The sequence below is a fragment of the Mycobacterium sp. 012931 genome (genome assembly GCF_000419295.1).
Taxonomy (GTDB): domain Bacteria; phylum Actinomycetota; class Actinomycetes; order Mycobacteriales; family Mycobacteriaceae; genus Mycobacterium; species Mycobacterium marinum.
This window is the reverse complement of record NZ_AOPX01000001.1, coordinates 764,400-777,059: the sequence shown is the minus strand read 5'-3', so window position 1 is coordinate 777,059 and position 12,660 is coordinate 764,400. Positions and strand designations below refer to the sequence as shown.

At 64.0% G+C, this 12,660-nt stretch carries 10 protein-coding genes and 2 pseudogenes; 3 read left to right on the top strand and 9 right to left on the bottom strand.

Annotated features, from left to right (window positions below):
* Positions 1-15 precede the first annotated feature (15 nt).
* The 6 genes and pseudogenes from espB to MMSP_RS03415 all read right to left on the bottom strand — a co-directional run bounded on the left by espB (position 16) and on the right by MMSP_RS03415 (position 6,002).
* Positions 16-1,380: a type VII secretion system ESX-1 target EspB gene (gene espB, locus MMSP_RS03435; protein ID WP_020785486.1), complete on the bottom strand. Its 1,365-nt coding sequence runs from the start codon at positions 1,378-1,380 to the stop codon at positions 16-18.
* 98 nt (positions 1,381-1,478) lie between these two features.
* Positions 1,479-2,876, bottom strand: a complete 1,398-nt coding sequence (gene eccE, locus MMSP_RS03430; protein WP_020785485.1) for a type VII secretion protein EccE — start codon at positions 2,874-2,876, stop codon at positions 1,479-1,481.
* Complete coding sequence (gene mycP1, locus MMSP_RS03425; protein ID WP_020785484.1) at positions 2,873-4,213, bottom strand: type VII secretion system ESX-1 serine protease mycosin MycP1; 1,341 nt, start codon at positions 4,211-4,213, stop codon at positions 2,873-2,875. Before mycP1 ends, eccE begins: the two co-directional genes overlap by 4 nt.
* A gap of 256 nt (positions 4,214-4,469) precedes the next feature.
* Positions 4,470-5,021: pseudogene (locus MMSP_RS03420) on the bottom strand (type VII secretion AAA-ATPase EccA); the annotation flags it as partial.
* Positions 5,019-5,123 (bottom strand): annotated as a pseudogene (locus tag MMSP_RS27350) (hypothetical protein); the annotation flags it as partial. The pseudogenes MMSP_RS27350 and MMSP_RS03420, both read right to left, overlap by 3 nt.
* 3 nt (positions 5,124-5,126) lie before the next feature.
* Positions 5,127-6,002 carry a secreted protein gene (locus tag MMSP_RS03415; RefSeq protein ID WP_020785482.1) on the bottom strand — a complete coding sequence of 292 codons (876 nt, stop codon included), beginning with the start codon at positions 6,000-6,002 and terminating at the stop codon, positions 5,127-5,129.
* Positions 6,003-6,895: 893 nt separating this feature from the next.
* Between MMSP_RS03415 and MMSP_RS03410 the strand changes: the two genes are divergently transcribed.
* Together MMSP_RS03410 and MMSP_RS03405 are read left to right on the top strand one after the other, a co-directional pair.
* Positions 6,896-9,235, top strand: a complete 2,340-nt coding sequence (locus MMSP_RS03410) for a hypothetical protein (protein WP_020785481.1) — start codon at positions 6,896-6,898, stop codon at positions 9,233-9,235.
* A gap of 10 nt (positions 9,236-9,245) precedes the next feature.
* Positions 9,246-10,148 (top strand): hypothetical protein, encoded by a 903-nt coding sequence (locus MMSP_RS03405; protein ID WP_235065660.1) that lies wholly within the window; start codon positions 9,246-9,248, stop codon positions 10,146-10,148.
* Between the two features lie 362 nt (positions 10,149-10,510).
* Here MMSP_RS03405 and MMSP_RS27170 read toward each other — a convergent pair whose 3' ends face one another.
* From MMSP_RS27170 to MMSP_RS25590, 3 genes are all read right to left on the bottom strand, one after another.
* A complete protein-coding gene (locus tag MMSP_RS27170) occupies positions 10,511-10,651 on the bottom strand; it encodes a hypothetical protein (protein WP_161628236.1) in 141 nt (46 codons plus the stop codon).
* Positions 10,652-10,672: 21 nt separating this feature from the next.
* Positions 10,673-11,152 (bottom strand): AAA family ATPase, encoded by a 480-nt coding sequence (locus MMSP_RS25235; protein WP_020785480.1) that lies wholly within the window; start codon positions 11,150-11,152, stop codon positions 10,673-10,675.
* An 88-nt stretch (positions 11,153-11,240) separates the two neighbouring features.
* Complete coding sequence (locus tag MMSP_RS25590; RefSeq protein ID WP_255342224.1) at positions 11,241-11,717, bottom strand: helix-turn-helix domain-containing protein; 477 nt, start codon at positions 11,715-11,717, stop codon at positions 11,241-11,243.
* A gap of 104 nt (positions 11,718-11,821) precedes the next feature.
* Between MMSP_RS25590 and MMSP_RS03390 the strand changes: the two genes are divergently transcribed.
* Positions 11,822-12,472 (top strand): helix-turn-helix domain-containing protein, encoded by a 651-nt coding sequence (locus MMSP_RS03390; protein ID WP_020785478.1) that lies wholly within the window; start codon positions 11,822-11,824, stop codon positions 12,470-12,472.
* The last annotated feature ends 188 nt before the right edge of the window (positions 12,473-12,660 follow it).

Below are 12,660 nucleotides of genomic sequence, written 5' to 3'. Positions count from 1 at the left end.
CGACTGTCCTGACGGCTACTTGTTGTCCTGACGGCGGCGGTTACCGATTACGGCCTCGGTCCACTCGCGGTCCTCGGTGTAGAGCGCTTCCTCGTCTTGTCGAGCGCCCTTGGACTTGGCGCCGCCCTGGCCCTGGTCGGCGCCGCCCATCGGCATTCCCATGCCACCCCCGGCCATTCCGCGACCTGCGGCGCCAGCACCCTGGCCGGCACCGGCGACGTCGCCTGCCGCGGCCGGTCGTACGGACTCGCCGCCAGCCAGAGGCGCATCACCCATGGACACGCCGCCGAGACCACCACCGCCGCCGCCCAAAGACATCGGTTTGACGCCGAGGCCCTTGGACAGGTTGGACGCCGCCTCGCGACCCGCCGAGGTGAGCTCGGCGGTGTTGACGTCCGGTGTACCGCCCGCTCCACCGGTGGGCGGAATCATCGGCGGCGTCATTCCCGACGCCAGCCCGGTGGAACCGTCGCTGGGCGGCATCAAGAAGCCGGGGATCAGGCCCTGAGGTTGCGCGGGTGGCGGTGGGTCGATCTTGATCGCCTCCGGAGGCTTCGGCGGATTCACCGGCTCGAGATCTGCCTTGGTGTTGTATTCGCTCAACACCTTCTCCGAGGTCTCTTGATACTCGGCGTAGAGCTTGATGGCTTGCTCTTGATAGTCCGGGTCTTTCGCCAGTCTCTCGAGTTCGATGATGTCGGCCAGGGTGGGGTGCCCTCGCCGGGCCCACAGCTGCAGTTGCGCCATGAAATTGGCCTGCTTGGCCAGCGATGCACTCAGCTTGGCCATGTGGAGTATCCAGTCCTTCTGCTGGTCCAGCGAGGCCTCGCAGGCGGTAGCGGCGTCTCCCTCCCAGTTCTCGAAGATCCGGAACCGCTTGATGTCCCGTTGCAGAGCCAGGTTGAAGTTGTTCCACCCGTCGGCGAAGTTGACCATCGACGTGCCCTGGTCACCGGATTCGAGCTTTGTCGCCGCGGTCTTGAGGTCGGTGAAGTCTGATTCACCCGCGGCCGCCACCTTCGGGGTTTCCTCCAGCGAATCGGTCTGGCCGGCGCCGGCGCCGCCCGCAGATTGGGCGTCGACCTCGCCATTACCGTCGTTATCGAGCGCGGTTGCGGACTCGTCCTCGACCTCGCCATACGCCGCGGCGGCGTTGCGCAGCGACGTCGCCAGACGTTGCCGTTCCCGCTCGCCTGCCTGCAGGTATAGGCGGACGTTGTCGGCGGAGATCGCCAGTTGCTCGGCCGCGTTGTTGGCTGCCGTGAGGCCGGACGGTGCCTGGGGCACATCAGTGGGCGGAGTCGCCATCGGCGCCTCCACCTCGTCTGCCCTGTTCAAGATTTCCTGCTGATCCACCGTTACGGTCTGCGGCTGGCTCATGTCGGATCGTCCTCCTTAGTGCTCCATGCCATTATCGTCGCTGAAACGACCGCTTGCTGCACCAAAAAATTTCGCCGCCTCTTCCAGCTCACTTGGACCTACTTGGGCAGGGCCATCTGGAAGCGACTTTCCTCCGGTGGAGAGACCCGCCGGATCGGCAGCTTGCGGTGTCGTGGGGTGCCGACCAAGTTGTGACGCAGGATCACCCGGTCGATACCAGGGTGCGCGCCCAGATAGGTCGTCGCGTTCGGCCACACCACCTTGGCCTCCGCGCCGACATGGGCACCGATGAGCCTGGCGAATTGTTCGAAGTGTGGTCCCACGGTGACGGCGCCCCCGGCAGCCGCCGAACGCACGGCGAACTGGGTGAAGGTCTGGGCGTCCCCCAGGTTGACGGTCGCATCCACGTCATCGAACGGCATGTACACCGGGCAGCGGTTCACGGTCTCACCGATTAACACACCCGCTGATCCGATTGGCAGTTGGCAGTGGTGATTGGCCACCAGGCTCTGCCCTTCCAACGCCGGCCGCTGACTGCCGAACAGGCGCGAGAAGCCCCGAGGAGTCTTGGGCTTTCTCACTGTGGTCAACAACACCGTGGACCGCGGCGGCATCCCGGGAGCAATCCGGACCCTGGTAATGGTGTGGTCCGCTCGTGCGGACCACCACAAATCCGGGCCGCCGGGCGCGGTGTAGGCGGCGGTGTAGCTGTCAGCGCCCTTGATCATCGACCATTTCTCCCGCACATAACCGATGTCGGTGGCGCGGTCGTAGTCGTCGAAGCTGCGCCCGCATACTGCGTCGACGCCGTTGCTGGCCAGGCCATCGGCGATGCGAGTCGCCGACGCCACCAGATAGCGAGCCAAACCGGCGAGGCCGGCCTCGCGACGCTGCGCAGACTTGCGGGTTTGTTCCGGGTCGGCTCGCAGCATGATCCACGTCCGCCGGTTTGCCGGAGCCGGATCGGCGCCGATCACCCGCTGGTAAAGGCTCACCACCTCTTCGGAGGCGGTGTTGCCAACGCGGTAGCCCGCCGAGACCACATCTGCTTCCAGGTCCGGGCAATGCACCGACAGCAGGTCCTCGAGTAGGCGGGTGTCCAGCACGTCGTCGGTGTGAGCCTTGCCGTCGACGATGACCGTCGGGGTAAACGGGCGGGGCTTGAGCTCGATCACCGCAATCAGGTGGTCGCGTCGCCAACGCACCGCGACGTGATCACCCGGCTTCACGGTGGCACCGACCACCGGTTCGGACGGCACATCCGGCGGTCGGCGACGCCGACGCAGCCAGGCGAACACGGTGGCCACCCACCCGGTGACCCGACGACCGGAAAAAGTCACCGTCGCCACGATGACGCCCAGCGCTACCAGCGCGATGCCCACCCACCAGTAGCGCATGTGCAGGAACATCATGATGCAGGGCGGCGCCAGCACCGCAACGACAAGTGTGTGGCCGGTGCTGACCCGGAACCGTATTGAACTGAAGGGGTTCCTCATCGGCGCCTCAGCGCCCGGGCGGCCAACGTGCCCAATCCGAGCACCAGCGTCAGCCCCAGTAGCGACACCGCCACCATGGTGATCGGGCGGTGATCCGGGCCGGGTTCGATGCGTGGGGGCGGTAGTCGTCTGACGCTGGGGGGCACCGAGGCCGGGCCCGGCGGGATGTCCCAGGTCAGCGCCGCGACGGCATTGACCACGCCGGAGCCGACGAGATTGTCGATACCGCCTCCGGGATGTCGCGCGGTGGCGGTGATCCGGTTCATCACCTGCACCGGCGTCAGTTCCGGAAACCGTTGCCGGACCAGCGCGGCCAGACCGGAGACATAGGCCGCCGCAAACGAGGTGCCGGCGATGGGCACGGGTCCTTCTCGACCTTGCAGGGCGTTGACCGGTTCGCCGTGATCACCGAGCGCGATGATGTTCTCCGCGGGTGCCGCTACCCCCACCCACGGTCCGTGCATGGAAAACGAACTCGGCACCCCGTTCTGGCCGATGCCCCCGACAGTCAGCACCAAGGGCGCATACCAAGCCGGTGTGACCACGGTCTGCACCTTGTTCCAGCCCCGGGGATCATTGGGTGTCGACGCGTCGGGCATCGGATTCTGCGAGCAGTCGCCGCCGGTGTTACCCGCGGCGACGACGACCACGGCGTTCTTGGCGTTGACCGCATAGTCGATGGCCGCGCCCAGACTTATTTCGTCGATCGGCCTGCTCACCTTGTAACACGCCGCCTCGCTGATGTTGATCACTCCCGCCCCGAAGTTGGCCGCATGCACCACCGCACGGGCAAGACTGCGAATGGACCCGGCCGCCGGCGTCGCGTTGGGATCATTGGGGTTGGGTTGCGAGCCAACCGGTTCGAAGGCCTCCGATGTCTGGCGCAACGAAAGCAGTCGCACGTCGGGGGCAACCCCGACGAAACCGTCGGTCGGTGCGGGGCGCCCGCCGATAATCGAGGCCGTGAGCGTGCCGTGCGCATCACAGTCCGACAGTCCGTCGCCGGCCTGATCGACGAAGTCCCCGCCCGGCTCGGCCGGGACCCGTGGTGAGGCGTCCACGCCGGTATCGATCACCGCCACCGTCACGCCGGCCCCGGTCGCAAACTTGTGGGCCTCTCCGACACCCATGTAGGCGTTGCTCCACGGCGGATCGTGAAAGCTGGAATCGGGCAGCGTCGTGGGACTGGTACAGAGCACTCGCTGCTCGGTGGGTTGGTCGGGACCGGTTACATCCGGTGGTACCGCGCCGGGATCAATCGAGGGAGGATCGATTGCAAAAGCCGGCGGTGCGGTCAGCAACGCCAGCGCGACCATCGTCAGCAAGGTCCGGTGCACCCCGGAATCACTCCGTTCTTTAGCCGCAGTGAGGCTCTGGCACGCTCGTGTCAGTCCTGCCTGCATTTTAGACGTAACGGGCGCGTAAACGACGCTATTCAACCCGGTGCCAGCCTGTCCATCCTGAACTGTGACCAAGCGGCGTCGGCAACTGACTCCGCACACAGTGCCGTACCGGTCCGGGTGTCATTCAAAGATGCACGAACACATGCCATTCCACGCGCCGGGGCTTGCCCTCGCCAACCGGCGCGATCCGTCACCAAACGATGGCGGCCATGTCACGGTTGTCCGCGCACACGCTGCGCACCGCGGCTTCGACATCACCAGCGGCCATCATCTGAAGATCCTCGACCGACACCGCTCGCCCCGCTCGCTTCTGGGCGACCACTCGAGTGTCCCGATATCCCTCGGCGCGCTCGATGACGTTGCGCGCGAACCGCCCGTTCTGCATGGCATCGATCCCGTGTTGCCCACCCCGGGTGGCGTAGTTGCGGATGGTGGTGGCCGCGTCCAAAAAGATCTCGCGCGCCGCCTCATCGAGCAGGCTGGCGCGCGGCGCGGCATAGCGCTGCCCGATCTCGACGATTTCCGTCGGCGAATAGGACTCAAAGCGCAGCTTGCGATTGAATCGTCCGGCCAAACCCGGATTCACGCTGAGGAATTCGTCGACCTGATCCTCATAGCCCGCACCGATGAAACAGAAATCGAATCGGTGGGTCTCCAACTTGACCAGGAGCTGGTTGACCGCCTCCATGCCAATCATGTCCGGTGTTCCGTCCTGGTGACGTTCCACCAGGGAGTAGAACTCATGTTTCATCCGCACCGAGAAGCGGGTGGTCGCCGCACGCAGCCTGCGGTTGTAGAAGAGGTGCCCGGAGTTTTGGTCCCGGTTGGACAAGCTCAACGGCATTGCTCAGTACCCCCTTGGGGAACGACGTGGATCGGCTTGCTGGATCCGATCAGCCAGGTTCGATGCATCAGCGGCAACCCCGTAGCGGCCCTGCGCGTAGTTGATGAACGCGCATGCCTGGGCCACCAGGTTGGTGATGTTGGTCGAGGTGCCCGGCTGGTGGTAGGCCGCGAAGGTCGGTGCGATGAACTGCCACGCTCCCCTACTCGACGTGCCCTGGGCCGCATTAGCGTCCCAGTCGTTCACCGCGCTGGCGTTGTAGCCCGACTCTCGGCGGGCCACCAAATCCATCCCGCGTGTCCAGCGCGCTCGTGCTGCAGGGTCGTGAATACCCTTGATATCGAGGGCTTTACGGATCGCCGCCAACACAGCGGGCCGGCCCGTGGGTGAAACGTGATGATGCTGTCGCCTAGCGGCTGCCTGTAGGTACCGCAGCCGGCGCAGCCGCAACACCAGTTGTCGCGCCCGTGCACGCGACCGCACGATGTGGCGGCGCTGGGCTCGCAGTCTTGCCGCCATGCGGACCATGGCTTCGCGCCGGCCAAGCGGCGTATCGGCCGCAAGCGCGCTATCGGCGTGGGCTGCCTGCAGGATGGCGCGCGTGGCCCTTCTCGCGAGCGCGTGATCGGCCTGGGCTATCGACATGATCTGCGCGAGTTCCCGGTCGGTGTCGATGGACCGTCGTACGGCCTGGACGACGGCGTGCGATCGCGCTGCGGCCCGATCGGGAAGCCGGTCCCCTCCTGTCTGCGATACGGAGTCGGCCAGTGCCTGAGGCTGCGGCTCGTGGCGGCTTCTTTCGTCGACTAAGCGACCGGCGAACAGCCCGTGCCCGCGGGACAAGGTCGCCAGCGTCTGAAGGATCAGCGGATCAGTCAAGAATTCCTCCGCCGCCGTGCCGAAACCGGCCCACGTCTGTCAGCAGACCACTCCGCCTGGAAACAAACACCCAAGCCACTACTCCCGTACCTCCGGGTCAGCGAAACACGGCGCACCATGGGCGCGGACACCGTCGCCCGCCCATCGCAGGGTAGCTGCAGCGAATTTGCGCGCGCATTTCGATTGCCGGGCCACCATCGGTAATGGCGACACCCGTGACGAGATTACTTCGGCTCGGAGGAGCCGACTAGTCACCTAACCACACGGTTGGCGACGACTGACCAGGTAGCTAAGAGGTCGCCGGCGACACTTGAGAGAGGTCATTTCGCGGAACGCACGTTTTCCTGGGTGCGCTGCCGCGGGGTGGGCGGACCATCCCGCGCGTTGCTCCCAACTGGGCAAGCATGAACTCATGCCGGCGCGCACCTTCCGATATCTGGGCGTAGTCGGCTTCATGAATCGGCCAGAATCGATGTCCGCCGAGCTATTGTCACTAGTCCTCGGCGGCTACCAACTAATGAATGCGTTCAAAGTTGCGCGAATTCGCGTCCGTTTATTTGGATGCTCCCGGATGCCCCGGCGACGGGCCTCATAAGGCAATACACCCCGCCCTTCATCGGATGGCCATCGCCACCGCGGTGTATCGAAGGCTCGACAAGTGGGGGCGCAGACGGGCGGTCAGCGCTGAGAGTGAATTGACGCGCCGACGCACGGTAGTAATGTTGCCGCCGATCGACAAGGGGGTGAAGGGGGGTGAAGGGCCGTTCGTAGCATGATGTCGTGCCAGGAAGCAGGTGCGCTTGGCTACAACGTCACATTGCAGGGCCGTAGCTGCTGGAGAGCGCGTTGGACAACACCCCGAACGCAGCTGGTAGCACTCGTCGGATAGCCCAGTGCACCTTCGACATATAAGCCAGGCTGCGCTGATTACCTTCGCTGGCGGCGATCCGTGGAAGATCAACGCCACCCTGCAAAGCGGGCGACCGGCGCAGATTTCCGATCTTGCACAGGCGTTTCACGATGCGGGGCAATCCACGGCCGAGGCCGACACCGCCTTCCGTCAGGCCCGCGAGCGCTTCGAGAAATCCTGGACCCACGAAAACGGCGAGAATCCGATCAACGACTCGGCCGAGGTACGGCGCACCGTCACCACGCTGGGCGTGCAAGCGGCTCAGCTGCCGAAGATCGCCGCCGACCTGCAAAATGTCGCGGCCACCCTGGCCGAGGCGCAGCGCTCAGGCAAATCAGCTCTCGCCGCGCTCGAGGACGAACTACATCGTATTGACGATCAGCTCGACGAAGCCCTTCAGCTGGAGCGGGATCCGAACCTGACCCGAGTGGAACGTGACCTGCTCGAGGAGTACATCACCGGTTGTGAGCAAGAGGCCATCGACAAGACCAGAGCCGCGATAGGCGACCTCGAACGCATCCGTGACGATTACTCGGGCAAACTGCAGCAGGCCGAGTCCAACTTGCACACCGACGGCTACGACACCACATTGGTAGCCGGCCTCGACGGTCATACTCCCGAGACTCCGCAGCAGGCCGAAGAGGATGTGCACAAGGCCCTGGCCGGCGACAAAGCCGCTGCCGCCCGGGTAGCGGCGGTGCTGGATTCGATCACCGCCGACCAGCGAGCGGGCAATCTACCACTGACGCCAGAACAGGCGTCCGTGTTGAGTCAGATGCAGGCGCAGCAACACGGCATGTCGATCGACGATCTCAAGACGGCCGAAGAACGCCTCGACGACCAACGACATGTCATCGGCGATTCCTGGCAGTTGATGAGCACGCCGACGATCTCCTTCCCCAAGACGCCATTGAACCCTGGTGCCAAGGAAAGGTCGGAAACGGTGCAAGGTGGGTTCGCGCAACTGCCCGAAAGCGTGCAACGGACACTGACCGCACCTGAGATCCTGTTTGCCGACCAGACCAGGACGATCGCCGACATCGTCAAAGGCGGCAACCCCATGCTGCAGCACAACACACCACTGGACCAGAACCTGCTGCACAAGGGCGCGCAAATCATGAGCTCGTTTGATTGGACCCGCAACACCTTCGACCCGACGGTCGAGGCCGTTTTCTGGGCAGCCGGGCGAGACCATGGTGCCGTCAACTGGATGGTCAACGACCTTGGCATGTGCGACGCCGCCAGCGGAGACTTCATGCTGAACATCACCCACCAAACGTGGGCAGACGACGGTGCCGCCGCAGGATCATTGTTCAGTTGGACACAAAACGCCACCGGGCCGGAAGCCGGAATCGCCGGCCAGACCGCCCAAACCTATGCCGCATACCTCGGGCAGAACTCCCACGAGTTGCTCGACCTGCCGGGACATCAAACTCTCGGTCAGATGAACCCGAAGTTGGTGCAGGACTTCGCCAAAGGCCTGGCGCCCTACGTCGCCAACATCGCCGGTGACAGCAATGATTTGTCGCAGTACTTTCACACCCCGGACACGAACCAGGACGTGGAGACGAGACTTCCTGTTGCAAAAGGCATTTTCTCTGTCCTTAGCACCGACAACGACACCTCCGATATCTTCAACGGGGCCGCGATGCGGCAGATCATGCAAGACCAAAACGACTACGCCGCAGCGGTAGCCAACCACACGCCGGGAGCAGTCGCCCACGATGCCGATTTGCAGCAGGCAGCGACCTTGAAGGCCTTGGTCGACTGCGGCGTCAACAACGCGGCCCACGCCCAGGGGCTCAACGGGGATCAGCTAGCAGCCGAGGCCTACGCGCGTAAGCAGTCGGCGTATGGCTCAGTCGTCAAAGGGCTCAGCACCGGAGCCGGGATCGCGCGCGGTGCGCTGCCACCGCCCTTCAACATCGTGGGCAAGCTTTCCGGTCCGGGTGTGTCCATGGCTGGGAATGCGTTGCAGCAGGACATTATCGGTGCCCCGCCGACAGCCATGACAACATCGGAGATCGTGGCGAACATGCCAGACAGCGTCGCCTATTCCCAAGTGCTCAACGGGCTGATCGCAAACCACGCCCCGATTAGCGGACTGGACAGCGACTTCTTTGTGCACACGGTTCCCGGCGACCCGAGTAGTCCGCTGCGGATAGCGACGTACGACGAATATCGGCGTATCAGTGGGGGCGGGAATACCTTCGAGTACAACCAGAAGCTGAGGGATGCGGTGCAGGGAGCGCTGGGTGATGGAACCGTGATTCCGCATATGCAGAACCACTACAACGACGTGGTCCAAATACCCAACCCCTAGGAACAGGCAGATGAAGCTCAGACGGTGGCGGCTCCGGCTCGCGATGGCGTGCGGGATGCTGCTGGTTGCATTGTTGGGCGGCTGCGGGCCGGCGCCCAGCCCCCAGCCATCCACACCGCCAGCGAAGCTGCCCTGGACGGGAATGCTGGCCGATGTGCGCGCGGTATGGAGTGCCGAACCGGGCATCGATCTACTCACCGCACCGGCCGTCACGGTCCGCGCCTACCTCGAGTCGATCTATCTGGCGGACTACGGCGGTGACATCGCCTATGCGTACCCGGGATTCGCCCAGGCGGTGCCACCGAATGCTCCGGAAGGCCACCCGCACAGCACCCGCGATCGCTGGCCGGACACCCAACACCCCATCGGTATCCCCGTCGTGGGTACCCGCGGCTATCACATCCTGCGGGTTGATGAGATAGATCGGCAGGTGACCGCGGTGGTGTGTGTGTGGGCCTACACCACAGCGCTCGATCTAGGCCACGGGAAGTATGGCTGGATGCACGAGACGGCATTCACGGCTCCTTCTAGCGGGATTGGGATGCAATGGGTGTCGATGACCACCCCACAAGGTGGCACGGGACCACCCCTGCCGGTGCAGAAAGGAACCGCCCCAGCACCGCTCGATGATGTCTTCGGCGCCTGGCGAATCGACGGCGCCCTCATCATCGACGCCTCTCCAACCCGAATCACCGAGTTTCCGGAGTGGCCATCGCGGCCAGCCGACGCCCAGTCCTGTGTCGAAAAGGCACCAGATCCTCTAGAGCGCCGGCTATTTCTCAGCAACGGCGTGCATCCCCGTTCAGACTTTCCCCAGGGAACGCCGGAGGCCTGGGGGTACCCCCACCCTTCGATGAGTGCGCGACCCGGCTTCGTTGAGCAGTCCGTCCGCATGGCCACCACACCCCCTTAAGGGGGGTGTATTGGACGGACGGCAGAACGATGGCTAGAACTGGGAGAATGTGGCTAGCGCGGCCCGTCTGTCCGGCAGGACGCGGACGAATTTCGGTGGTGCAACGCCTGGCCGAGAATGTCGTTGGCCGAACTTATAGTTGTGTTCACGCAGGGCCTTCCCGGCACGGTCGCGGGTTGCGCTGAGCGGGACGCCAAGGGCATCAAGGGCTTCGGTGCAGTCGCCGACCTTGGAGGTGGTCGTGGTCGTGGATGCCAGAAGGTGACGTGTCGGTTCGGAGTAACGCCGCAGTTCGATCGTCTGCGGGTGCCCGAGCCCGCGTCCCTTGTCGAGCGTGAGCGTGATGTTGTTGTCCCGTCGTTTCAGAATCCATCGACATCGACATCGACATCGACATCGACATCGTCTCGCTTAGCCGACGAGCCGCGAGCGCCCTTACTCAGATCGTGGCCTTGGTGGTCGAGGCGCAGCACAGCGCGGCCCTGCCGACGCAGAGGCACCATCGTGAAGTTATAGAAATACCGCTAGGTGTCGGCGCTGTCCTCCTTGCCCTCGACCAGTCGCGAAATTGTGTCGAGAATGATCAAGCTCGGATCATGCCGTGCGGCGGCGAGGGCGAGTTTCCTCCCGCCTACCGCCGTATCGAGCGGTGGTAGGTCGGGATACGAAAAGTAGAACAGCGGCGCGCCATCCAGCGCAGCCGCCTCGTGTCCCATGCTGTGGAGGCGGTTGGCCAGTTCCGTCTCCGTGTTCTCCATATCGACGTACATCACGGGGACCGGCTCGCGAGCGGGCTCACCAACAAGTGGTCGGCCGAGTGCGAGATTGATCGCCACTTCGAGCATCAGCAGGGATTTCCCCGCACCGGCCTGAGCAATGAGGGAGCCCGACTCTCCCTCGTCGGTCAGCCCCTGAATGAGCGAGTCTTTCGGCGCGGCGGTGCCAAGTAGTCGCCAGTCCAGCGGCGTCAGCGCGCAGTCGTCCATGGTCGTGTACGTCGTCACTAGGCCACCGATTCCTGGTCGCTGACAGCCATTTCACGGTCCTCCACAGAATTCAAGCGAGTCTCGTACAGGGCTGGCAACGACCGGATCAGGTCCTGCGGGCGGTCGAACTTGCGCCACAGAGAGCTCGTCGTGGGCACGGGGAAGTCGCGAAGTCGCGGAGCGCATCCCACACAAGGAGCCGGCAGCTTCGTCCGGCCGCCAGCGTTGTTCTGGTGGCCCCACGCGGCGTGGGCGGCACAACGGTGGCACAGCCCCTCATTGAGGTACGCCTGCTTGGTCTGATCCCAACGCTTCGCTTGCCGAATCGTTTCCGGGAGCCCCACCGCCCCCACTCCGCGGCCTCGGGAGTCGGGTCAGCGACTGCCACCTTCGCGGCGGATTCGGCGACGAGGCTGTCAATGTATGCGTGCAGCGCCACCTCACTGATGAGCCGCCGCTTGCCAACCTTGACGAACTGCAAGCGGCCGGCCTCCATTTCCAAGTAGAGCGTCGAGCGGCTTAGTCCGAGCTTCTGCGCAGCGCCTATGAAGCTGTGAAGCTGTGCAATGTGTGTTATGTCCATTCTCATAGTAGTTCCTGTATGTAGCTGAAATCCTCCAGAAAGCTACATCATGGAGCGTGTGCTCTGCTCCGGAACGATACAACTAGTGTGGTATATGCGTCCATATGCCGAACATTGATGAACAAGCGAAGGCGTACGAGACGGGTCGTGCTGGCTGGTTTGGGATTGCCGTGGGGTGGCGGCGCAAGGCATTGGGCCTCACCGCCGCCGAACTGTCGCGGAAGACCGCTGAGCTGGGCTTTCCTATCACGCGGGGGACGATCGCGGAGATTGAATCGAACCTGCGCTCGGGCAAAATCGACGTAGCGGAAGTGTTGGTCCTAGCCGCGGCCCTCGACGTTCCGCCTCTGTTGCTGTTGTTTCCGCAGGTGGCTTCTGATAGCGGGAGCAGCGTGCTTCCCAATGTGTTTACGACGGACGGTGAGTCGATCCGCTGGGTGTCGGGCGAGACCTCTAACCCACGTGTCTACGACATGAATGCTGGACGGCTGGACGGCGAGCCATCGCTGCCGAATGACGGTGTGGAGCTGATCGCCAACATCACGTTGCTTCACCAGGCGCTGGACACCCGCAGTTCCCTTGTGCATCATCTGCGGACGGTTGAGCGTGATCCGACCGAAATGCATACCGCTCAGCAGATGTTGGACCGCAACGCCGACCAGATCGCAACTATCCGCAACCGCATCCGCACTGCTCAAGAGTCGCTGTGGGGAATGAACCGCACCGCAATGTCCGAGGAGGACAACAATGACTAGGCAGCAGCTTCCCCCGCAGATCAAGAAGATCACGGTGAAGGACCGGACAACCGGCAAAGCCGTTGTGTGATAACAGGTTACCGTTGACGCCGGCATCAACCCGACGACGGGGCGCCGGCAGCAGGCTCGCAGGCGGTACGCGACCGAGCGTGCCGCACGTACCGCCGTTGCCGAGATTTCCAGCGCCG